Source organism: Candidatus Nitrospira neomarina, assembly GCF_032051675.1.
Lineage (GTDB): Bacteria > Nitrospirota > Nitrospiria > Nitrospirales > UBA8639 > Nitrospira_E > Nitrospira_E neomarina.
The window spans coordinates 2,390,903-2,415,237 of record NZ_CP116968.1 but is presented as its reverse complement, the minus strand read 5'-3'; the positions used below and the strand labels follow the sequence as shown (position 1 = coordinate 2,415,237).

General features: G+C 52.1%; 17 protein-coding genes and 1 pseudogene. 2 read left to right on the top strand and 16 right to left on the bottom strand.

Annotated elements, in window-relative coordinates; translation table 11 throughout:
• Positions 1 to 85 precede the first annotated feature (85 nt).
• The 6 genes from PQG83_RS10450 to PQG83_RS10425 all read right to left on the bottom strand — a co-directional run bounded on the left by PQG83_RS10450 (position 86) and on the right by PQG83_RS10425 (position 5,874).
• Positions 86 to 3,292, bottom strand: a complete 3,207-nt coding sequence (locus PQG83_RS10450) for a PAS domain S-box protein (RefSeq protein WP_312740633.1) — start codon at positions 3,290 to 3,292, stop codon at positions 86 to 88.
• A 561-nt stretch (positions 3,293 to 3,853) separates the two neighbouring features.
• Entirely contained in the window at positions 3,854 to 4,060 is a 207-nt protein-coding gene (locus PQG83_RS10445; RefSeq protein WP_312740632.1) for a hypothetical protein, read from the bottom strand.
• A gap of 11 nt (positions 4,061 to 4,071) precedes the next feature.
• The gene (locus tag PQG83_RS10440; RefSeq protein WP_312740630.1) at positions 4,072 to 4,779 is read right to left on the bottom strand and encodes a virulence RhuM family protein; all 708 of its coding nucleotides are present in this window, start codon (positions 4,777 to 4,779) and stop codon (positions 4,072 to 4,074) included.
• 278 nt (positions 4,780 to 5,057) lie between these two features.
• Positions 5,058 to 5,270, bottom strand: a complete 213-nt coding sequence (locus PQG83_RS10435; RefSeq protein WP_312740629.1) for a hypothetical protein — start codon at positions 5,268 to 5,270, stop codon at positions 5,058 to 5,060.
• Positions 5,255 to 5,566 carry a DUF4258 domain-containing protein gene (locus PQG83_RS10430; protein WP_312740627.1) on the bottom strand — a complete coding sequence of 104 codons (312 nt, stop codon included), beginning with the start codon at positions 5,564 to 5,566 and terminating at the stop codon, positions 5,255 to 5,257. The genes PQG83_RS10435 and PQG83_RS10430 overlap by 16 nt, the downstream gene beginning before the upstream one ends.
• Complete coding sequence (locus PQG83_RS10425; protein ID WP_312740625.1) at positions 5,563 to 5,874, bottom strand: virulence RhuM family protein; 312 nt, start codon at positions 5,872 to 5,874, stop codon at positions 5,563 to 5,565. The genes PQG83_RS10430 and PQG83_RS10425 overlap by 4 nt, the downstream gene beginning before the upstream one ends.
• Positions 5,875 to 6,992: 1,118 nt before the next feature.
• Here PQG83_RS10425 and PQG83_RS20985 point away from each other — a divergent pair.
• Positions 6,993 to 7,313 (top strand): annotated as a pseudogene (locus tag PQG83_RS20985) (tRNA-binding protein); the annotation flags it as partial.
• 61 nt (positions 7,314 to 7,374) lie between these two features.
• Positions 7,375 to 8,466, top strand: coding sequence for a hypothetical protein (locus PQG83_RS10415; RefSeq protein ID WP_312740621.1), 1,092 nt, complete (start codon positions 7,375 to 7,377; stop codon positions 8,464 to 8,466).
• Positions 8,467 to 9,035: 569 nt separating this feature from the next.
• Here the strand turns inward: PQG83_RS10415 and PQG83_RS10410 are convergent.
• The 10 genes from PQG83_RS10410 to PQG83_RS10365 form a co-directional block, all read right to left on the bottom strand.
• Positions 9,036 to 9,161, bottom strand: coding sequence for a hypothetical protein (locus tag PQG83_RS10410; RefSeq protein WP_312740619.1), 126 nt, complete (start codon positions 9,159 to 9,161; stop codon positions 9,036 to 9,038).
• A 376-nt stretch (positions 9,162 to 9,537) separates the two neighbouring features.
• Positions 9,538 to 11,193, bottom strand: coding sequence for a PAS domain-containing sensor histidine kinase (locus PQG83_RS10405; RefSeq protein WP_312740617.1), 1,656 nt, complete (start codon positions 11,191 to 11,193; stop codon positions 9,538 to 9,540).
• Positions 11,194 to 11,952: 759 nt separating this feature from the next.
• Entirely contained in the window at positions 11,953 to 14,469 is a 2,517-nt protein-coding gene (locus tag PQG83_RS10400; RefSeq protein ID WP_312740615.1) for an ATP-binding protein, read from the bottom strand.
• 208 nt (positions 14,470 to 14,677) lie between these two features.
• On the bottom strand, positions 14,678 to 14,950 hold the full coding sequence (locus PQG83_RS10395) for a hypothetical protein (protein WP_312740614.1): 273 nt from the start codon (positions 14,948 to 14,950) through the stop codon (positions 14,678 to 14,680).
• Positions 14,951 to 15,186: 236 nt separating this feature from the next.
• On the bottom strand, positions 15,187 to 17,271 hold the full coding sequence (locus PQG83_RS10390) for an amylo-alpha-1,6-glucosidase (RefSeq protein WP_312749111.1): 2,085 nt from the start codon (positions 17,269 to 17,271) through the stop codon (positions 15,187 to 15,189).
• Between the two features lie 4 nt (positions 17,272 to 17,275).
• Positions 17,276 to 19,945 (bottom strand): MGH1-like glycoside hydrolase domain-containing protein, encoded by a 2,670-nt coding sequence (locus tag PQG83_RS10385; RefSeq protein WP_312749109.1) that lies wholly within the window; start codon positions 19,943 to 19,945, stop codon positions 17,276 to 17,278.
• Between the two features lie 34 nt (positions 19,946 to 19,979).
• Positions 19,980 to 21,008, bottom strand: coding sequence for a VOC family protein (locus tag PQG83_RS10380; RefSeq protein ID WP_312749107.1), 1,029 nt, complete (start codon positions 21,006 to 21,008; stop codon positions 19,980 to 19,982).
• On the bottom strand, positions 21,005 to 22,555 hold the full coding sequence (locus tag PQG83_RS10375) for a GMC oxidoreductase (RefSeq protein WP_312749105.1): 1,551 nt from the start codon (positions 22,553 to 22,555) through the stop codon (positions 21,005 to 21,007). Before PQG83_RS10375 ends, PQG83_RS10380 begins: the two co-directional genes overlap by 4 nt.
• A 24-nt stretch (positions 22,556 to 22,579) precedes the next feature.
• On the bottom strand, positions 22,580 to 23,377 hold the full coding sequence (locus PQG83_RS10370) for a TVP38/TMEM64 family protein (RefSeq protein WP_312749103.1): 798 nt from the start codon (positions 23,375 to 23,377) through the stop codon (positions 22,580 to 22,582).
• A 442-nt stretch (positions 23,378 to 23,819) separates the two neighbouring features.
• Entirely contained in the window at positions 23,820 to 24,326 is a 507-nt protein-coding gene (locus PQG83_RS10365) for a YkgB family protein (protein ID WP_312749101.1), read from the bottom strand.
• Positions 24,327 to 24,335 lie beyond the last annotated feature (9 nt).

Here is a 24,335-nt window from a genome sequence, read left to right as displayed (position 1 = left end):
ATTCCATCATAGCATTCCAACAAACCTTGTGCAGTTTAGAGCGCAACTCACGGGGCGCTCTGTCAACTATCAGAATGCCACAGATTCAGGGCTGTGACGTCATAACGGTTGTAATCATTTGATATAGATCGGCGACCGCAGCTTCTTTAGGCAAGAGGGCGACAGCTCCGGCCTTTAGCATGGCTTGTTGATTTTCTCCACCGGCATTGACAGATAAACCGATAATAATGATATCCGGATGATGCGCTTTTATCCGGGATGTAGCCTCAATGCCATTCAGTTGTGGCATATTGACATCCATGATCACCAGAGCAGGTTTCAGGCGTTCAACTAAATCGATGGCTTCCTTGCCGTTCCCGGCTTCCCCTACCAGTTCCAGATCTTCATGGCTCTCCAACATTTTCCTTAACCCCTCCCGCACCATCACATGGTCATCGGCGATCAGAATGCGGATTTGGTTTTTTGTGCTGGTCTTTGGGAGATCGCCTGCTTCCGGTAAAGATTGATCGACCGTGGGTTGATCGACGTGCTGCCCGTCCGTATCCGGTTGTGGTGTAGAAATCTTTTCCAACTTTAACGCTAGGGGTACCATGAGGCGGGCCGTGGTTCCGTGATCAGGTAGGGATTCAATTTCGAATGTTCCTCCAAGGGTGATCATGCGTTCGCGAATGGAGAACAAACCAAATTTCACCGCTTGGTCCGTGAACGGCTGGGTGGCAGTTCCTTTGGGGGGATGAAACCCCTTCCCCTCATCGCGGACGGAAATACGTAACATCCCCTCTTCTTTGCCAAGTGTAAGTGTGGCACGGCCCGTGTCGGCATGTTTAATCACATTGAGAAACAGTTCGCGGGTCGATTGATACAATAAGATCGCGTGTTCTTCCGGCAGTTTCAGTTCTTCAACCCCACCGGATTCGAATTCCACTTTTAATCCATGGTGGATCATCTGATTGGCCAGCCATTGCAAGGCGGCCAGCAATCCGAATTCGAATAAGACCGACGGGCTTAATTCAGCCGTTAAGGTTCTCGTGTAGGTGAGGGCTTGATCAAGAACGTCTTCCGTCTCCTTGACGAGATTAAGACTTTCCACGTTCCCATCCAGGACCTGTCTGGTCTGGCCCAGCTTCAACCGCCCCACCACTAAGAGTTGGCTCAAGTAATCATGCAGCTCCATGGCAATGCGTTGCCGTTCCCGTTGCTCTGTCAGGTTGAGTTCTGTCGCCAATTCACGCAATTGAGTTTGAGAGTTGAGGAGCTCCTCCGTCCGCTCATTGACTTGTCGGGCGAGTTCAAGGGTGAAGAGTTGACGGTCTTTCTCCGCACGCTTGATATCCGTGATATCCGAAACTTCAATGACAATGCCCACCCGCACATCTTGTTTAAAAATCTGCCTGGCATTGCATCGGACGGGATAAAAATGACCATCTTTATGGATGAACATGTCTTCATGATTGGAGAGGACGTCGTTTGAAGGAAGAATCCTGGTAATAGGACATTCCTCATTGGGATAGGGCACCCCATCCGGGTGCGAATGGTGCACCACTTGATGTAAGACTTTGCCGATCAGCTCTTCGGGTTTGTACCCCATCACGGTTTCAGTAGCTGGATTCGCAAAAGTCACTTGTCCTGAGGTATCAATCATCAGAAGGCTGGTGGAGGCATTATCGGTGATCGTCTTATTGAGGTCTAATTGTTCATGGAGTGCCACGGTCGACCGACGAATGGTATCTCTATCCCGCTTCCGTTCGGTCATATTGGTTATCGTCACCAGGATCCTTCCGTCATGTTCTCTTCCCATCGGATTAAGGCCGATTTCGAGAGGGACTTCGCTGCCGTCCTTGCACAAGCCATAGAGATCACGGCCTTTTCCCATGGGCCTGACTTGTGGCACCAACATGAATTCACGACGGTCGCCGGCATGTTGAGTTCGAAACCGCTCCGGAACAAGACGTTCAACGGGGGTCCCGATCAATTCCTCACGGCGATAGCCGAACCAGTCTTCTATTCGGGAATTGGCCATGAGAATCCTTCCCTCGGCATTGACGACGAGAATGCCGTTCGGGGAGGCTTCAAATATTAAGCGTTGTTGATCCTCAAGGGATTTCTGCTTACTGATATCACGCCATATGGAGCGGCTGGAGATAATGTGCCCGGAAGCATCACGCACGGCCGTGGCATTCAGGCTGACCTCAATTGTTTTTCCCTCACGGGTCAGCAATTGCAATTCTGCATCTTGGACGACTCCATGTTGGCGGAACTGTTGAAAGCATAAGCGGGCTTGTTCCCGAGAGGCGGGGGTATACCGTTCGAAGACGGGCTTGCCGACGATTTCCTCGCGAGTAAAACCGGTCTTGTCCAGAAGTGTGTGATTACATTCCAGAATAACGCCGGTCTCGGCATCAATCGAGCAAAACATATCCGGAGCATTTTCATAGAGATCGCGAAACCGGGCCTCACTTTTTTTCAAAGCCTGGGCAAGCCGATGGGTCGTGCGTAATTCCTGTAACTCCGCTCGAAGCTGAGATCCCAATTCGAACTGCACGGCATCTTGGGCCTTCTGTAAGAGCGGTTCGACCAACGCCTGATGCTCCCGAAACAGAATTTCTATATCCTCCTCAAACACCAGTCTGGGAGATGGACTACTCACGGGATCATGCTCGGTGGCAGCCGAATCACTCAACATCGGGATTGTGTCGTCGGTCGACATGTGGACCTGTGTCCAAAAATGCGCGGTCCTGACAAAGGCGAGAAACAGCATGAGCCATTCGAATTGACGTGGTCCCAAGAGACGCCGCAAGGCGGCACACCATTGGGGAGAACGTCCGGGTTCTAGGAAGATGACGGCAGAGGCGATGCGCACATACCTTCCCGTCACCGATTCGAAGTCCGGCCATTCTTTTAAGGGAGCCGTGAGGCTTTCCAGTTCTGAAAGAATGTGCGGGAGTTGATCGCGTTCAGGAAAAGGTTCGCTGAGCAGGACCATGACTTTTTCGGGTGTCAGGGGAGGGCAGGCAGGGTCTCCGGCGATATTCCCCCGACCCAACAAAAATGCCGCATGACGCGTCACGCAATAGCGGACTCCGCAGAAGCGGGACAAATAGGTAAAAAGTTTTTCCTTGAATAGCGCGGGAAGGGGACTTTCCAGATAGGCGAATTTGGCAAGTTCGAATAAACCGCGGGCAACGGCCGGATCTGCACTGGCCAGCCGAAAAAAGGAAGGAGTGACTCCCATATACCGGCGGATTTCCTCCCAAAGAGTTTCTAAGCCGGTATCCGGGGTATTAGGGCTCAACTTTTATTCCTAAATTTAGTGAAATTGTGTCGGGCGTCTTCTAGTCAGATTATACAAGGCCTGGAGGGGATCGGACAAAGCCAAGCTGCGACATCCATCACATCCGAATCGGTCCTCATTTTTCAAATTGTGGAGATCGAATTTCATCGATAAGGGGCTGTTGTTATGAGAATTTTCAGGGGATGCACTCCCTGCCCGGGTCAGCAAAGATCCAAATCAAATTTTTTAGCCCATTTTGTACAGGTACTGAGTTGAGCCACTTTTCACATTTGAGGCAAGGAAGTGATGTACCAAAAGAAGTTTTGGGAGAGGGGGATGTGTTGTTAAGCCACCGGCTGGGTCCTAATGTAAGATTGAGCTCCCTTATCACTGCCAGTGATAATGGTAAAATGAGGGTGACCGTCTTCAGACTTTTCCCTGCGTGGAGCACAACACTCAAAGAAACTCCGATCATGATGGGGGTCAGATTCATGGTCATGAATGTCTTTCAGAACGAGAGAATAAAAATTGGTAAAGTCCAGCTAAATCAATCTAGCATTGCCGTCTAATGTCTAGCGTGGCTCATACTGGGTCGTGTTGACAGAGGAGGTGCATGACGATGCGCACCAACACGTCCTTTTCTTCCGAACGGCTTTTCGCGATCATCAGGGTCATGGCCACGAGTGCGGCATCCGAAATCAAACGCGCCCCGGTGGCATTGGTCAGGACGCTGTTGCGTTCCAGAAACCAAAGAAATAACGCAGCCGCGATACGCTTGTTTCCATCCACAGAGAAGTGGTTTACCCAGGAAATACAGATAGGTGGGCCCCTTTCTCTTCCAAGCTGGGATAGAGATCCTGCCCACTGAACGTGTGCATGATCGCTTGCAGGCTACTGTGCAGGCTTTCATCGTTTTCCTGCCCAAAGAGGGCCGAACCCCCAAATCGTTCTCGCAAACGATCCACAATGCCAATGGCTTCCTCATAGGTTAAGGCGTAACGTGTCTGGCTCCCTGACCTGGGGGCGGGAACCCGTTGGTGGTCATAATCGTCAAGCAGATCCAGCGCCCGGCTGTACTCGCCCACCATGCGGAGAAGCGCGGTGCCCTCATCACCGGAAAGGCCCCTGTGTATAGCCATGGTCGCCATCAGCCGGACCGTCTGCTGGAGTTCCTCCAGCCGACGCTGGTTGACGGAGTAGCCTTTCACCAGATGATCACGCAATATCTGTGTCGCCCAAATGCGAAATTGTGTGCCGCGTTTGGAGTTGACGCGGTACCCGACGGAGATGATGGCGTCCAGGTTGTAGTGTTTAATTGTGCGAGTGACCCGTCGTTTGCCTTCCATTTGAACTACCGAGGAATCCTCGGCAGTTGCTGATTCGTCCAGTTCACCTTCGTTGAAGATGTTCTTCAAATGTAAGCCGATGTTGTCCGTGGATGTATCGAATAGGTCTGAAATTTGCCGTTGCGTAAGCCAGACGGACTCCTGCTCAAGTCGCACGTCCACACGAATTTCGCCGTCCGGGGTCTCATAAACGACAATTCTCCGCCTGCCGTGCTCATGCGTAGAGTCTCTCAGAATGTAGTAAGAAAAGTTGGTTGGTCGAGTCGGGCTCAATATACCATCGACCGGATGTCGTGAAGGTCAGGCTTCGTTCACACAAAATGTTTTTTGCGGAAAAAAAGCAGTATTTTGTTTTGAAACCTTTAGTGCAGATAACAGCTTTGAGGGGAGAAAGGCCGGGTCCAAAGTGACAAAAGGATTGATGAATTCCCGTGGTCCGGTTATCTGTCCGTGACGAGTTCAGCTTCCAGGGGATGATCTTTTTGAAAACGGCTGACACCGAAAACGCTAAATCCCAATACATGGCCTTGTTCATCGACGCGCTCCATGACCGCCTCATGACCGGTAGGACGCAGAAATCCAGGGGCGTCTTTAAATTGGACTTCCAAAAAGTCCCCTTCCGGATCGAACCACACTTTTACTTTTTCGGCCATACGATTGCTCCGTCTTTGATTTGGTCGGTTAAATAGGCCGTCACAACAAACGCATCATCTGTGCCATACTTTACCACGACACAGAGCCATTTCCCACCCACACGTGTCTTGGCATAAAATTCGTAAAATAATTGAACAGTGGCGTCTGATCGAGAACGCCGAACTTCGGCTGGAGCTGAGAGGACTCGTTCAATTTCCGTCGCCATGTCGGCCATTTCTTTGTGTTGAAGAATGTGGGCCACACGCTCATTCGTGAGCCTCACACTTCGTCCGAAACAATCTTGAATAGTTTTCACACGCTTCTTTCGTGGCCGGTCTTTCTGTCGGCCGTAATTGTTGTATCTTTTGCAACGGTTGCCTCTCGCTCCAGCTCCCCAGAAGTGAAAACAATTCGTAAATGCTGTGAAATCAATGGCCTATCGCGTCCGAACAGCTCAGCCATCTGGGTCAGGCTGAGCCAGCCTGTGTCCTTGGTGAGTTGAACGTCGAGGCGAACCATCCCATCCGGCGACCGATAAAACACCACCTCCCCGCCAGGGCTTTTGGAAGGGGCGGCAGATGGTTGCACGGAGCCGGTTGTTTGCCTCTGGCGATTAGTCGGCAATGAAAGTCTCCTGGGGAGGCATGCCCATATCAGCCTCTTTCGTGAATGCCCGGTCACAGTTTGACACGATTCCTAAGGGTGGCTCTATCCAGTGAAAAGAGTACAAGAGTGTGTGGCGGCCTATTCGTTAATCAATATAAAAGGGTCTCGCTTGTGGCAAATCCGTGTTGCCCAGACTCTTTGATAAAAAGAGCATATTTCAAAGCATCTGAGTTGAATCCCAATTTGAATTCTCCGATTCTCAGGGCGATATCTTCATTCGTGGTTAAAAAATAGTATCCGTTAACTTTATGCGAAAAGGAGGACACCGCAAAAATGCGGACGATGATAATGAAATTTATCGGGTTGATTTTTTTCTTTGAGTTCATCGAAAAGTGGTTGGTATTAATTTTTTGTACCTTGGAAGTTTGAGAAAAATGAAAACGAATTTAACGCCTTCCAAATATATCTTGCCGCACAATTTTATTGTTACGAGCAGGACTTAGTTAGCAATTAAAGGAGGATAGCCAACCCTTACATTAATGTACAGATAGAATATGAGGGTTTTCGGACGAAAGCTTTTGCCAAATATTTGTAGGAAGGGCAAGGGAAAAACCTCATGAATGAAAAATCTATAGGATGAATCTACGATCACAGATGGCGAGGATGACGGAGGGGAATGTTTTCCAAAGGTGAGTAATCAACGAAACTCATATGTTCTGAGCGCCGATGCTATCCTGACCCATTCGGCAAATCTCAGGGCAAGGTCCACCGAAAAATATCCCTGAGCTGTGGGGTCTGCGGGCTGGGCACAGATTCTTCGGCGTGGCCTCAGAATGACAATGTGGGGATGCGATTGAACGAGATATTCTGGCGACGAGAAACTCAGGAGAAACTTCAATTTTGTGCCGACCATGGGGGCACCTGCGAGATTCAAACCTTGAAAATTCATGAGATCAATGAAGCCTACTAACCGATTTTCGAGGGAGAAGGGTGGTTCATGTTTGGCATCGACATGACTTCTTCCTGGATTCGATCCTGGAGAAACGGGATTTTTGACGCCGATCCAAACCGGGAGAGGAGAGCCCTGGATGATCAGAAATGAGTCCAGGGCATTGACGTTTGGTAAGGAGGGCGAAGTGCAGAATATCTCCTGGACTGAATTCACCACCGTTGAAATGCGGGTTGGGCGTATTGTCAGTGCAGCGCTATTTTCTGTGGCTGGCAAACCGGCCTACCTTTTGCAGTTTGATTTCGGCGGGGAAGTCGGCATGAAGCAATCGTGCGCGCAGAACACGCATCTGTCCAAACAGGATGGGCTGTAGAGAAAGCTTGTGGCGATTGTCAGTTTGGCACCCAAGCTGATTGGTCCGGTGATGTCCGAATATCTGGTCATCGGATTGTTGCCTACGGTCAACGTGGAGGTCGCGATGTGTGTCCCGGATAAGCCGGTTCCCCTGGAACGAAGATGGTGCAAGCCTGGGGTATTAGCCCTGCCAACCTTTCTCCAGGAGAGCGTCTATGCGTCGAGTGCTGGTTTGCCTGTTTGCGCTGGTCTTCGTCACCGGACCTTCCGACGGAATGGCCCGGCGGGTGCATCTTTCCTCTGAACAGATCTCGCAGTTAGCTCAGATCCATATCATTCTCCTTACTTCCAGCGTCAGGACGGAGGAGGGACTCGTTCAGTCGGAGGCATTGCATACTCTGGTTGCCAAGCGATTTCAAGAACTGGGATTTTCGGTCGTGAGCGATTCCTCGGCTTCGCATGATGTAGAGTTTCGCGTGTTTTGTGTGGAGCGGAAACGGTTTGTGGGAACCACACCCGGGGGTGGGGATGCGGAATTGGAGGAGGCCCCGGATCGTCTATGGAATGGTCCGGCCTGCCGGTTCCGATATCATTTGAATGGTGTAGACCTGGGTTGGCTCACGGAGGTACGGGGTCCTTCTTCTGATGAGAAGCTCGGGTTCCGTGAGGCCGGGGAAGCCTTTGAAGAGAGTGCCGTGTTTGCCTCGCTGCTTCAAGAGGTTGCACGATCGGAGTTTCCGTTACTGGTCATGGCTGACTGGGGACATGCCTCACGGTTAGCCTCGCTCCTGTTGGATTCTGAAACCCAACCCGCTCAACAACAACTCATTGTTCAACAGATGGCAGGTTTTTCCTCCTCTACATTTCTTCCCAGCCTGCTGACTTTTATTCAACGGCAGCATTTTCCGGTGGAAGCGATTGAGGCCCTGGCATCCGCAGGGGAGGAAGGGTTGCCTCATCTTGTGGCGTTGTTCCAGGACCGGAACCAGTTGCCTATGATTCAGGCGTCTGCCGCCAGAGGGATTGGCCGAATTTATGGCACCACGGGAAATCGGGCCGCCTTTGTGCCGATGGTGGAGTATCTGGCAGAAGCGGTGGATACGATCGCCTCCCCTGATGATATTGAGTTTCCAGTACTCACGGAGGTGGTCTGGTCCTTGAGTAATAGTCGGTCGGACCGTGTGCTCGGACTCCTGCATCTCCTTCAAGCGAAAATCTGGATCTATCATGATCCGTCCGGGAACATGCAGGAGCTTCGGGAAGCGGTCAGTGCCGTGTCCAAATTTCTTGATCACGTGCAACTCTGAGGTGATGAGGTGTGGAAAATACGGGATAATGAAATAAGGAAATTCCTGTCAAAGTCCAGCAGGAAGAACAAATGTAATAGATGGATTCCCGATAATTAATGTCGGGATGACGGAGAAAACATTCTGGGAAAAATGGTCATATTCAGGCTGAGCACAGATTCTTCGCCATGGCCTGAGAATGACAAGGCGGGTGGGGGGACTGCCTGAAGGAATCTGATGATCTTGGGGAGTTGTGGAGTCTTTTGGCTGGGCTCAGATTCTTCGGCGTGGCCTCAGAATGACAATTCTAAGGGGAAACCAGAGAACTTTATTTTTAGGAGTGTGGTTTTTTGTTCTGGGGTTGTTGGTGGAATGGTAAATGAGATGCCAGGGGCGGAGGACTTCGGACACGGTCCAGACTTGGGGGACCCGTGGAGCGAACGGTGGTTGTCCGTCAAAGATTTTTCCCAGAGTTCCCAGTCCGTAATCGTTGAGATAGTGCTTGCGACCGCATCATCGTCATATACCTCAGAACTGTGTTGGCGATATTTATCGATCGTCATATCATGCTTTACCAACAACTCGCTGAGCTATGTATTGATATCCGCACCCATTGTTTTCATCGCCTCGGGCGAGGGTCGTTGACCGTCCCCGTAACCATTTCCACCCTTAAAATAGTCCATCATCATCTTGCTGATCCCAATACGGGACTTCACAAATTTCTCCACCTCCGTCGGTTCGGTGGCCAAGCTGGTCCCCGCGAAGAGCAGAACACCATATCATCTCGACCGGACGTCGTGCAGTCAGGGGGTAATCCTCGGGCCGCACTATCAACAATCTAAATAGCGTTGACTTATGACTGAGACCCGGTGACGGTCCTGACCAGGTGATAAAGTTCGGCCACGGCAGCTTCTTTGGGTAAAAGAGCCACGGCTCCGGCCTTCAACATGGCTCGTTAATTCTCCCCAAGGGAAAATCTTTGAGACACACTCCACTTTTGAGACAAGGAAGTGAAATATCATGGAGTAGTTCGGAGAGAGAGGAGGTGCTGGTTAAGCCACCAGCAGGGTCCTGTTGTATTAAGGCACGCGCTTAGTCCTCCAGTGATAGGGGTATGATGAGGCTGGCCGTGGTCCCTTGAGCAGGCTGTGATGAAATTTCAAATGATCCTCCAAGACTGATCATGCGTTCGCGAATGGAGAACAGGCCGAATTTCATCGGTTGCTCCTTGCAGGGCTGTGTACCGATTCCTGTGGTTGGCTGAAACCCTTTCCCTTCATCGCGCACGGTTATGCGTAATACGTTCTCCTTCTTGCCGAGTTTGAGCGTGGCACGGTCGATGGCGGCATGTTTCATGACATTGAGTAACAGCTCGCGGGTCGATTGATACAATAAAATTGCCTGTTCCTCAGGGATTTTCAGGTCTTGAATGCACTCACAGGTCATTGCTACCTTGAGTCCATGGTTAATCATTTGACCGGCCAACCATTGCAACGCTGCTACCAATCCGAATTCAAACAAGACCGAGGGGCTTAATTCCGCCACTAATGTTCTGCTATAGGTGAGGGCTTGATCGAGGACGTCGTCGGTTTCTTTGATAAGACCGAACTCCTGGGATTCAGGTTTGAGGACCTGCATGGTCTGGCTCAGCTTTAAGCGGCACACTACTAACAGTTGGCTGAGATAATCATGGAGTTCTATCGCAATGCGTTGCCGTTCGCGTTGTTCGGTTAAATTGAGTTCGGTCGCCAATTCCCGTAACCGTTTTTGAGAATTAACCAGTTCTTCTGTGCGATCATGCACTTGTCGCGCAAGTTCCAGCGTGAAAAGTAGTCGACCTTTCTCGGCCCGTTGAAGGTCTGTAATATCCACAACTTCAAGGACGATGCCAACGGGCACTCCTTGCTTGACAATCTGCCTGGCATTGCACCGCACGGGATAATAATGACCGTCTTTATGGATAAACACGTCTTCATGGCTGATGAGAACGACGTGTAAAGGAAAAAGGCCGTTAAGGAGACAATCCTTAATGGGAAATGGCGTTTCATCAGGATGACTATGGTGAACCATCTTATGCAGGACTTTGCCGATCAGTTCTTGGGGTTTGAACCCCATCACGATTTCCGTGGAGGGGTTGGCAAATGTCACTCGTCCGGCGGTATCTAGCATCAACAGGCTGGCAGAGGCATTATCGGTGATGGTTTTATTGAGATCCAGTTGTTCATGAAGCGCCACGGCCGACTGGCGAATCGTTTCCCCATCCCGTTGGCGCTCGGTGATATTCGTCATCGTCACCAAAGTTACTCCATCGTGTTCCTTCCCCATCGGATCGAGCCTGATTTGGAGTGGGATGGTCCTTCCGTTTTTACCACGTCCCTGAAATTCAGGTTCATGTTCCTTGGACTCGCGGTAGGGTGTCAACACGAATGCTAAACGCTCGTCGGTCAGTTGGACTCGAAATTGTCCCGGAATAAGACATTCTAAGGGTTTCCCGATTAACTCCTTGCTGGGATAATCGAACCAGTCCTCTATTCGGGAATTGACGAAAAGAATATCTCCCCCGGTATTCCCGACCAGAATGAAGGATTTATCACATTGCCGATTTAGCTGTTTGAGGTCATCCTGATGAACGATCCCGGTAGGACTGGTTCGTGAAGAAGCCGAAAGAAAGAGATGCACATGACCGTCTATTAATTCTTTGGTATCTTTGAACTGCATCCCTATTCTTTTTTGATAATCTGTGGCCATAGCGTGCCCCCTTCCTGTAAGGATCGCTCAGGGTTGCGTTAGATTGGTTATTGGTTTTTTGTCATTCAAGGCGATCTATTCTTGCAAGAAGCCACGCAGCAGTCTGGTCAAAATTGCTCACTACCAAAAAAAACGGAATCTGGAAGACGGCTGACTCTCCCCCAGTCTTGGATCAGCGGAATAGAGGAGCTTAATCGTGGGGGACAACATCAAGAAGGAAACTGTGCACGCGCAACCCGCTATAGTGCGCAATAAAGCTTGGATTGTGATGAGTTGAAGAAGGACAAACGCAAAGGACGAAAAAGGGCAGAATCGCGATAATTAATGTCGCGGATGATTGTGGTGGAGGCTTTGCTTATGGTGGGTGACCACTGAAATGCATATGTCCTGAGCGACCATGTCATTCCTAATGGACCGAGAGGATCTCGGTGAGTTGTGGGGGTCTTTTGGCTGGGCACAGATTCTTCGGCGTGGCCTCGGAATGACAATGGGGATGGGGAACGACGGGGGGCACCGAAGATCTTGCTGGGCGGTGGAGTCTACAGGCTGGGCACAGATTCTTCGGCAGACCTCAGAATGACAATGGGGATGGGGAACGACTGGGGGACGTGGATGACTTCTGACACGGTCCAGAGTTGGGGACACGTGGAGCGAACGGCGGTTGGCAGCCAAAGATTTTTCCCAGCGTTAAACGGCGGATCTATTGTCGAATACATCCGGACTGCGCTGACCATATTTATCAATCGTCAGATCATTCGCTTAGGTGTTCAATCCGATCACCTGATAGACGGAAAGGGGCCGTTGAATGCCTTTCAGTGCGAGTTCCCCGACCGGTTCGGTCGAGACCAACTTTCCGAGAAGGAAGGAGACTTGTTCCGGGACCAGGATTTGACCGTGTTGGGCCTCGCTGCAGAGTCTGGAGGCAAGATTGGTGACGGGCCCGATCGCGGTATAGTCCATTCGCCTTTCAAATCCAATCAAACCAATTGTGGCAAATCCGGTCGCTATCCCGATTCCTACCCCGAGGGAAATGCCGCGCTTTTTCCATTGCCCTTCCAACGAAAAGACCTCACGTCGCATGGCGATCGCCATGCGCACCGCTTGTTCCGCATGATTGGGACAGGGCTGCGGATCGTTAAAATAGACCATGATGCCGTCGCCGGCAAATCGCTCAAGTGTTCCGCCATATTCGGAGATCAGACAACCCATCACGGTCTGGTATTCACGAAGGACCGTCATCACCACTTCGGGAGCTACCGTTTCAGTAAAGGGGGTGAATCCTCGAAGGTCGATGAAGAGCACGGTGATTTCTCTGCGATGCCCTTTCAGGAAATCCTCGTGGTCGCCCGACATAATCATGTCGGCCAGATTTTGAGGTAAGAACCTGGCTAATTTTTCTTTTTGTAATTGCACGAGTTCCCGTTCTTGTAGGCGTGTTCGTATCAGGTTGTCGACGCGTGCCAGGAGTTCCGGTTCGTCGAAGGGTTTGGAAAGATAATCGTCGGCTCCGGCTTCCAGACTTTCAATGCGTGCTTCGGTCCCAGCGCGGGCTGTTAAGAAAATCACGGGGGTCGAGCGAAGTGCCTTATCGCTTCGAACGGCCTTCAAGAGATCCTGTCCGCTCATTTTCGGCATCATGACATCCGTCAGAATCAATGCCGGGTGGAAGTGTTGAGCCATCTCCAGGGCTTCCGCCCCGTCCCTGGCTACCACGATCTGATATTGTCTGTGCAATATTTTTTTGACGTACCCGCGCATATCGGCATTGTCATCGACCACCAACACCAAAGGGGCGTCATGTTTTTCAGCGGGGGAAAGAAAGGACTCATCGTCTTTCTGTGCGTCTTCGGCTGGTCTGGGAAGAACGTCCCGATCCTCCTCGTCGTCTTGAATGGCAAGGATCTGATCAGCCGTCACATTCCCGCGAGGCAAGGTGATGGTAAATACGGAACCACGGCCGGGGTCGCTTTCCACCGCAATGGTTCCCCCATGCAGCATGACGATTTCCTTCACCAGGGCCAATCCGATCCCGCTGCCTTCGTACCGCCGCGTGGCACTGCTTTCCACTTGAGTGAATCGGTCGAAGATTCGACCTAATTGTTCGGGTGGAATGCCGATGCCGTTGTCTTCAACCTCCAGCTCAATGGAATGTTCCTTGGAGGAGAGACGAATCCACACCTGGCCTTCATGGGGATCGCTGAACTTGAAGGCGTTGGAGAGCAGGTTATACAGCACCTTTTTCATTTGGAGTGGATCGGCCTCCAGGGCCACCGGTTGCATCAGGCCTTTCACATGGATGCGACGGGTCGGGCTGGAATCGAAATTCATCACCACACTGCTCACGAGCGCAGCGAAATCCATACACCGTTTGTTCGGAGTGGTGCGACCGCTGTCGAATTTAGCCAGGTCCAGCAACTCATTGATGAGAAACAAGAGTCTTGATGCATTCCGTAAACCGGTCTGGACCACCTCTTTGGCTTCTGCGCCTAGTGAAGATTTCAAGAGCGTCTTAAATGCACCCACCGCCAGAGTGAGCGGCGTGCGAATTTCATGGCTGATATTGGCAAAGAACTCACTTTTCAACCGATCCAGTTCGAGAAGTTTTTGATTGGATGTCTCCAATTCAACCCTTGCCTTTCGCTCGAGGAGCCGTGCTTGAAATTCGGCCCGCTGCAGTCGCTCGTAGAGGGAAACCGAGAACAGTAAGGCGACACAGGTCCATATGAGAAAAAACGAGTTCTCAATGGCTGCATCGATATCAGCCGTCACAGATGTCTTGAGAAGATTCAGCCCATAATATGCTATGAGCGTTCCCGCCTGAGCGATCAGATGACTGGGCCAGGACACCGGCACAATGACCGCTGCAGCCAGGAATACGAGATTGAGTCCGTTGTAATACTGGGCGGTGAATCCGCCAAGCACGACGGTCATCTGGACGATGCACAGGTTGCCAATCAATACCCAAAGGATTAAGAACACATGTGGCGGGATTGCGGCAGGTTGGTATCTCACCAGCAGAAAACAACCGAGGAGCCCTAACTCCAAAATCGTGCGTATGTCGAGGATTGCATCGAGGTGCTCTTGATGGAGGAGGACGTCGGCTACGATGAATGCCGGATTGGCGACCAAACCCAAAAGATAAAGGACGGTCAAGCGTTCCCAGGCAAACCGGGTGCACCAATTTGTGTAAGATTCAGATTCATGGAGCTGCGAACTGTCTTCCTTGTTTGTCACGAGTCTTAAATAAAAACTGCGTAACGTGGAGATGAGGGTCATCGTGAACCTCGGAATGATCTGGATAGGTTTTGACAGTCTATCCATTGATTACTGCCCTGCTCGTACAAGTCATGCGCGGTTCGCCCATACGTTTCGGTTCGAAAAAAAAGATCAATCGGTAGGAAAGGAAGGGCCATAACTATTCCACATAACTGTACGAATGTAGGGAATGTTTATTGTCGTGACGTTTGAAGTATTCCTTTTTCGGCTATCTGAAGATGGAGGTGTGGCCCATGCGAGCATGAATGGACGCCCCCATTCGCTCGACCGACGAGGAACGAAGGAATTTGGAACGCCCGGTTTCTGCCCGCCAAGGGCCGATCCGGATGGTTTGGAGGAATGAGATTATCTTGTGGTTACGGAGAGGCTTCTGAACAAAGCCATTGCCGGTGTGTTGGAAATCGAACGCGATTGTATTGGCGGCTGGCCGTCCTTCTTGCATCTGGTCCGCCACGATCCAGCGAAATGAGACCGCTACCATGACAGTGCCTCCCGCCAGTTGTGTACGCCACTATAGATAAAACATCCATTATCTTCAAATTCTTTAAGTCTCTATTATTGGGGAACATTGGAGGATGGATGTGTGAGAGAAAACAAGTGGTGAAAGGGGCATCTGCGGAAAATGAAAGGATCCCTTTGAGTCGTTACATCTTCAGGCTGGGCACAGATTCTTCGGCCTGGCCTCAGAATGACAAGTCTCAATTGGACCAGAGCACTTTATTTTTGGGGCGTATGGTTTTCTGTTCTATGCTTGTTGGTGGACGTGTGAATGAGATGCCAGGCGCGGAGGATTTCGGCCACGGTCCAGGCTTGGGCGATGCAGCCACGTGGAGCGTACGGAGGTTGGCCGTCAAAAATTTCTCCCAGCGTTCCCAGTCCGTAATCGTTGAGATGATGAGCCATCGGTGCAAGATACGATCGAGCAGCTTCGGGATTGCGATAGACCCGAAAGTGTGCCAGCACAAAAGGACCAAGTAGCCAGCCCCACACGGTGCCTTGATGATAGGCGCCATCCCTCTGCCGGGTATCTCCTTCATACTGTCCTACGTATTGGGGATCTTCCTGTCCCAGGCTGCGTAACCCATACGATGTGTAGAGATGTTGGGCGCAATAATCCACGACAGCATGTTGCTGTTTGTAGGTGAGCGGACTGTTTGGCAGGGACACGGCGAACAATTGATTGGGTCGTGGGGCCGGATCATGGCCATGCGGTCCGTCCACCACGTCATAACAGCGGTGTAATCGTTCGTCCCAGAACCGTTGAAAGGATGTGTGGATGGCCTTGGCTGTTTGTAGAAATTCCTCGTGCGGCTCTTTCATGGTCCTGGCCAATTGGCCCAAGGTCAGCCAGGCTTGGTACCACAGCGCATTGATCTCGACAGGTTTGCCGACCCGCGGAGTCACGACCCAGTCTCCGATCTTGGCATCCATCCAGGTGAGCTGTACGCCCGGCTCTCCGGCATGAAGTAAGTGATCGGCGGGATCCATACCGATTCCAAACCTGGTGCCCTTGCGGTACCACGCCAGCATCTCGACAAGCACGGGAAAGATCGTTTTGAGAAAGGTGCGATCATCGGTGGCGTCCACATATTGACGGACGGCCTCGACGTACCAGAGCGTCGCATCAACGGTGTTGTATTCCGGTTCCTCCCCCGCATCGGGGAAACGATTGGGCAGCATGCCTTGATTGGCATATTGCGCGAACGTCGACAGAATGCTGCGAGCGATGTCAACGCGCCTGGTGGTCAGGGTGAGTCCCGGCAGGCTGATCATCGTGTCCCGGCCCCAATCCCCAAACCAGTGATACCCGGCAATGATGGTATGACCGGCGTCATGAGTTGCCAGGGGGCGTGAGGCGATAAATTGATCGGCGGCCAGTGTGAGCTGTTGGATCCAGTCCGGCCAACCCTGGGGCGATTGTTTTACCGTAGGTTCCGATTGGAGTAATGCCATATCATGGCGTCGGCGTAATTCGAAACACGAAGCAGCGGGTCTGGACGGCTTAAGACGGGTGCTGGCCATCCAGGTGATCACTTCGCCCGGTTTCAAGTCGATGTTCCATGTGCCGATGTGCAGATGATGTTCCCGATCGGGAAGTCCCCGTTCGCGTTCGAGCGGCAGATCGTAATTGTGGTACCACATATTGGCGGCTTCAACCGATCCTCCCGATGCGGACAGGATAAACGGAGAACCTTCTGCGGGTAGAATCTGGAGTCCATGCGGGATGGCGGTGGTTGAAAATTCATGAAGAGTGTCCAGCGTGATGCCATGGTAGTCCCGGTGATTGATGAAGGCTCGCAGATTGAGGCGAATCGGAAGCGATCCTCTGGTGAAGGCGTACTGCACGTACGTGGTATTCTCACCGGGTTCCATCCATATGCGCTTTTCGACTAATGCGTCCCCGATGGCAAACGTCCAGACCGGTGTCGTGCCTTCCAGGCGGAAGCGTTCCAGGAAGACAAATCCCGCTGGCGCCACGGTTCCGCTATGCCAATGGTTGGTGGAGAGCTGAACGATTTGTTCCTGGTACTCCACAGTTTCTTCCAGTTTGCTGACCAACAAGGTGCGTCCGAGGGGTGGCTTGAGGGCGGCAATGAGCAGGCCGTGATACCGTCGGGTCAGGGAACCCGCCACGGTGCCGGAGGCAAACCCTCCGATGCCATTAGTGACGAGCCATTCCCGCCGTTCGGACAGCCACAAATCGCCGCAAATTTCTCTGCCAACATCCACGACCTGTGGCCAGGCTGGTGCGCTCCGGGACAGGGTTGGCCTGCGGTCTGACGGCTTTGTCGTGGAAGGCATGGTCCTATTCTCCTGATTGTTCCAACAGTTTGGTGACAAGTCCGGTCCAGCCCGTTTGGTGGCTGGCGCCTAATCCCGCCCCATTGTCTCCGTGAAAATATTCATGGAATAACAGGTAATCCCGCCAATGCGGATCCTGTTGAAACTTGGCGACTCCCCCGAAGACCGGTCGATGCCCGGAAGGATCACGAAGGAAGAGACGATTGAGACGACGGGATAGTTCCGCCGCGACTTGCCACAAAGTTTGTTGCGATCCTGATCCGGTCGGGCATTCCATGGTGAGCTGATCGCCGAAGAAATGATGGAACTTTTGTAATGATTCGATGAGCAGAAAATTGACCGGAAACCAAACCGGTCCCCGCCAATTGGAGTTGCCGCCGAACAACCCTGTTTTGGATTCGGCCGGTTCATAATCCACGCGATGTTCATCTCCATTCACATGGAGCACATAGGGGTGGTCTTGATGGTATTTTGATAAGGCTCGAATGCCATACGTGGAGAGAAATTCTTCTTCATCCAGCATGTACTTCATGACGCGAGGAAGTTGTTCCTGATCCACTATGGAGAGCATCCGACGAACACTTCCATCCGGCAGGCTGGTTGAACAGACATGACGCCGGAATTCCGGGCGGTTTTCGATAAACCACAACAGGCGCCGTTTAAAGCCCGGCAAGGCATCCACCACTTCCGGTTCCAACGTTTCAACGGCAAAGAGCGGGATCAATCCCACCATGGACCGGACCTTCATTTGTTGATGGTGGCCGTCCGGAAAATGCAGCATGTCATAATAGAAGCCGTCGGTCTCATCCCAGAGGGAGGCTTCGTGATTGCCTTCCCCGATGTGATTAATGGCGTGCGAGATGTAGACAAAATGTTCAAAGAACTTGCTGGCCACATCGCCGTAAGATGGATCGTGTCGTGCCAGTTCCAGGGCAATGGCCAGCATATTCAGGCAATACATGCCCATCCAGCTGGTGCCGTCGGATTGATCGATATATCCGCCGGTGGGAAGCGGCGCGGACCGGTCGAAAAGGCCGATATTATCCAGTCCGAGGAACCCTCCCTGAAAAATATTCCGGCCATCGGCATCTTTCCGGTTGACCCACCAGGTAAAGTTCAGCAGGAGTTTATGGAATATCTTGGCTAACCACACCCGGTCGGCTTTGCCCCTGATGCGTTTTTCAATTTTATACACCCGCCAGGTGGCCCAGGCGTGGACGGGCGGATTCACATCGCCGAACGCCCACTCATAGGCCGGAATTTGACCGTTGGGATGCATGTACCATTCGCGTACCAGCAACCGGAGCTGGTCCTTCGCGAAATCGGGATCGACCAGAGCCAACGGCACGCAATGAAAGGCAAGGTCCCAGGCGGCAAACCACGGATATTCCCATTTGTCGGGCATGGAAATAATGTCTTCATTATAGAGATGCTTCCAATCCGTGTTCCGGCCATCTTTTCGCCCTGCGGGAGGCGACGGTCCTGTGGGGTCGCCGGCAAGCCAGGTGCGCACGTCAAAATGATAAAACTGTTTGCTCCACAGCATCCCCGCAAATGCCTGACGCTGAACATTTTGGGCATCGGCGGAATGGCACGTTCCGAGTCGTTTGGCAAAAAATTCATCCGCTTCCTGTTGGCGCGCCGGGAAAAGGGTTTCAAATTCTTCGCCCAACTGGCCCTCGGTCGGAGGGAGGTTGGTCAATCGCAGTCGGTAGGTGATGCTTTGTCCGGGAGCAATCAAGGGATGATAATGGATCGCAGCCTTCGTTCCCACTTGTTGCGGATTCACTGTCCCTTGTGTGCCGGCGACGATATAGTCATTGATCCCGTCTTTGACGTAGGGGCCGGCGTTGGGCACCCCATACAGTCGCTGTGTATTGGTGTCATTTTCGGTAAAGAGCATGTCCGGTGTGCCTTCGCATAACAACCATCGCGACCCGTATTGTTCATGGTCCAGGTGGATGGCCTGCGCATCGCCAAGGTCTTCATCCCGATTGAGAGTGGGACGTGGCGCATGCGGCGTCCAGAACCAGGTGTTGCGGAACCAGATGGTCGGCAACACATGAAGCTCCGCGGCGTCAGGCCCCCGGTTATGAGCAGTAATCATGATCAGGATGTCTTCGTGTGTGGCTTTGGCATATTCGATAAACACGTCGAAATACCGGTTGTCATCAAACACACCCGTGTCCATCAACTCATATTCCCAATCGTGTTTGCCCCGCTTCCGGTTTTCTTCGATCAATTGGGCATAGGGAAACGGGTGTTGGGGATATTTATACAAAAACTTCATGTAGGAATGCGTCGGTGTGGAGTCCAGGTAAAAGTAATACTCTTTGACGTCTTCCCCATGATTGCCTTCGTTCCCGGTCAAGCCAAACAAGCGTTCCTTCAGAATCGGATCTTTTCCGTTCCAGAGCGCCAGCGCAAAGCAAATCTGCTGGTGGCGGTCGCAGATGCCACCGATGCCATCCTCGCCCCACCGATAGGCGCGTGAGCGGGCCTGGTCGTGAGAGAAGTATTCCCAGGCGTTCCCGTGGGGGCTGTAATCCTCACGAACGGTGCCCCATTGGCGTTCACTCAGATAGGGTCCCCACCGTTTCCAATGCACGGTGCGCTTTTTGGCTTCCTCTAATCGTGCTTCTTCTTTTGTCAGGTGGAGCGGGGCTTTGGGCATTGGACGAGGCTCCCTATGCTAGATGCGTTCGTGATTATCGTTGGACGATTTGCAGGACGTGCCCTGTTGGATCGCGGATCAGGAGGCCTGAGGCAAATCCAAAGGTTGGCGAGGGGAGGGTGATGGGCCCACCGGAAAGAAACGGGGTTCGCATCATTGTGAGCTGGCGAATCAGGGCGGGCATTTGTGTCGTGACCAGTCGCGTGTGCCAATGAAACAGATCGTTCGGGCGTTCAGATTCCGGCATCGATCGTCCGTCGTTGGGGCTTAGATATTCCAGGAACTCGATTCCGGGTCCCTCGATTGCCCGAAGAGCGGTGATGCGAAGTCGTGCGCCAAACACCTGGTTGAGATGTTCCTGTTCTGTTCCATAATTTTCGCTTTCCCCCACGACGCGTAATCCTAGTGTATCACGAAACATTCGTAAACTGGCCTCCGTTTCTTTGACGACGATGGCGGTATGATCGATACCCAGAAACAGCCGGTCGGTGGGTTGGTGCCATTTGCTTTGTCCCTTTCCTGGCGGAAATTGAAGGATTTCCAGGACATGCCCGTCCGGATCCTGAAAATAGAAAGCCCGAATTCCGCCTGCTTGCGGGTTCCAGTCAGGTAGCCGCTGGGGGCCCGTAGAAACATGACGTATCTGGTGCTGCCGCAACCAGTGGTAGGCCTGGTTCATGTCCTGAACGATAATGGCCACATGCTGGAACCAATGGTCGTGACTGCGTGAGTCCGGTGGGATAGGTTTACCCTTGGGAGTCAGGTATTCGGTGAGTTCAATACACTCCTCGCCAAGTTTCAGGCGAACCACGCGCATGCGGAGGCCGAAAATGCCCTGGAACTGTTCGTATTCAGATCCCCAGACTTCCACATCGGAGACGGGTTCAAAGGTTAAGACCTCGGTGTAAAACTTCATGGAGCGGTCCATCTCCTGAACCGTCATTCCCACGGAGTCGACGGCCGTAATGCCGGGTGCCGATGGCGCGGCCCAGGCGAATACTCCGAAGTGCCATACGAACAGGCAGAGGGCAAAGGTACGTCGGAGGGACATCAAGACGTTCATGCTTGGAGACGCTCCTTAATGTGGTCACCAACTCTCAGGGCATTGGCCATAATCGTGAGGGATGGATTCACCGCGGTACTGGAGACGAAAAAGCTGGCGTCGACCACATAGAGATTGTCCAGGTCATGGGCCCGGCAGTTGATATCCAGGGCAGACGTCGTAGGGTCATAACCGAAACGAATGGTGCCGCATTGATGGGCCGTGCCGGCAATGGGAATTTTTTTGCCAAGATAGAGGTGTGAGGGGAGCAGCCGTTCCTCGCATCCAATCCGGTTCAGCATGCCCTTGAGGGTTGCCGCCAGCCTTCGGTGTCCTTCCAGATTATTGTCCTTATAGCGCAGGGTGATCTGACCGTCTCGATCCACTTCGACGCGATTATCAGGGTCCGGAAGATCTTCGGAGGTCATCCAGAAATCCAAAGAATGTTTGGCCATAACATCCAAGGCCATCCCTGGTGCAAAGCCTGGTGCGCCGGATTTGAGCATGTCCAGATCCTGTTTTCCCACCATGGATATATGGCCCATGGGGAAATGCCAATCCGGAGAGCCAAAATAAAAATCGTTCAATCCGATTGTTTTTTGGAATTGCGTCGGATTGGGCCGCTTGGAAATCGCCAGCATGACGGAATTGTTATGGCACATATAATGGCGTCCCACCACACCCGATGAATTGGCCAGGCCATGAGGATGTTGGGAGTTGGCCGATCGCAACAGCAGTGCCGCCGAGTTGATGGCGCCGCAGGCTACCACCACCATATCCGCGGAGAATGTTCGAAGCGCCTCACCGCACTTGGCGTGAACGAACGTGACTGATCTGCCGGAAGCGTTGGTATCCAGTTTGATGACTTCAGCTTGAGTCAGCAGTGTGACATTGGAATGTTGAAGAGCAGGATCCACGCAAACAACCTGGGCATCGGCCTTGGCATTCATGACGCACGGGAAGCCGTCACAGGTATTACACCGGATGCATCGGCTCTGAGAGGGTCGTTCTTCATCCAACATGACGCCAACCGGCAAATGAAAGGGGCGATAACCCAATCGCTGCCAGTCTTCATGCAATTCCTGGATTCGGGGTTCGTGACGCATGGCTGGATAGCGGTAATCGGCGCTGACCGGAGGGTCGGTGGGATCTTCACTGTGTCGGCCATGCACGTGGTACAAGTGTTCGGCCTCCGTATAATAGGGTTCCAAATCCTGATACTGGATGGGCCAGGCAGGAGATACGCCGCCGTGATGTTTGACTTCGCCGAAATCCTCCTGCCGGAAGCGGAGAAGGGCAGCTCCATAGACCTTCGTGTTGCCTCCCACATAGTAATGAATGCCGGGATGGAATGGGTGGCCCTGTTTGTCTTTCCAGGTCACCCTGGCTTTATATTTACTGTCCACGAAGACGGCGCGGGAATTCCAATTATCCTTTTCACGCGGGAGATAATTCCCTCGCTCCAGCAGAAGAATTTTTTTCCCTGTCGGGGCCAGTCGATACGCCAGTGTGCCTCCGCCGGCTCCGGTTCCGATAATGATGACATCATAATGATTGGAGTTGGACATAGGTGCCTCGTCGTGAAAATGCCGTTAGGGGTGTATAGCTGTGATCTTGGAATGGTCAGGCCTGAAAGACCGGGATACCGGGCGACCGGAAGATGCTCCGGCCTCGACAAATTTTTTCTGACAAGTGAAAGATAGATAGGCCAGTGGAATGAGTGCCAGTAATGCCAGACCCGATACAGGCAGAATCAGAGAATCAGGTGCCCAATCGGATACCGGCAACAGGTGAGCCATTTGGCTTCCCAAATAGGAGAGGAAGAGCGCGCATGGGAGAATGCCAATCACGGTAGCCCATAAGAATGTGTTGAACGTGATGGGCGTGAGACCGGCCAACAGATTTAAGATGGTAAAGGGTACGACAGGAAGCAGCCGGAGAATCAGGAGTGTGGAAAATGCCTTGGACTTCAGGGTGTGATGAAAGGCGGGAAGGCGGTGGGTGAATGTCTCCTGTGCCGCCTCCCGAAAGACATATCGTGCTCCTAAAAATGCCAGAGCCGCTCCTGTCGTGGCTCCCCAGAGAATATACACGGTGCCCAATACCGTTCCGAAGAAATGTCCGGCTGCAAGGGTGAGCATCAATTTTCCAGGAAGAGACAGTGCCGCCAGGAAACAATACAGACCGATATACAACATGACGCTCAACGCATAATGATCATGAGAAAAGGTCCGGACATGTGCGTAGTGGTGCTCCAGCGTGCCGGACGAGAGAATGGACAACCCCTCGAAAGGGAGCATGAATACCAGGGACAGAACGATTATTGAACCAACCGTCCATTTCAGCAGCCGGAAAAGGGAGATGTTATTGATTAAGATGGACGAGGTCATCAACGTTTCCTCAACGCCTATGCTGTGATTGGTGACGGATCAATGTCCACTCTTTGTCCGATGTCGCGTGAGAATATTACAGTGGAATGGGTCCGGAGATTTTTATTCCAAGGGCCGTGTAAGGAAAAAACCCGATCGCCAAAGGCTGAAGGATTTGGGGGAAATTAAGAAGAGGATTCACGGAGTGGAGCACAGAAAGGGGACAATCTCCTTCTCTGTGCTCCAGGATCCTAGGCGGCCGTCTGCTCGGGGATGCGGGTGAAAAACCGTGGCCGAGGGTATGAGAGGCATTGGGAGCTGGATAAAACATCTAAGAGTAAATGTTCGCAAAGGTTCTGTTTGGAATGCCATTCGTAAAATGTCACAGAATGTCGGCATTGATCGCAGGTTACCATGATGATTTCCTTTATCTTGTGACGGGGCCGTTGGTCTCCTTCCGGACTTATGCAAATCGATTTTTCATGGCCTCCAGAGATTCCCCACATATCCAAATGGCGGCTCCCAGGAGAGCCAGATCCTTTAAAAGAAACTGCCCCGGTGCGACTGACAAGGCCGGGAACCCACCCAGAGTGGCTTCCCACACCGGAGGCGTGGAAACCATAAAACTCAGTGTGCCCAAAAATAATACGGCGCCGAACGCGCTCCCGATTGCAGACACCAGCGGGGAAATTTCTCTGGCGGCAATCATCAAGCCGATGGTGATTTCCAGCACTCCTAAACCATTCGAGAAAGCCTGGATGCTGAAGAGACCATACAGCCAACTCATGAACGGGCTGTTGGCCACCAACGGTTGAATGGCCTGAGCTTCATAGGCGGTAAACTTCATGGCACCGATCCAAAGAAAAACGATGACGAGGCCCAATCTCGTCAGAAATATTCCCATCCTGGTGATCGTCTGTCCGATATCCACTTTATGGGTCAGGCTGGTTGTTGCAGTTATCGTGGCCATGATGTGATC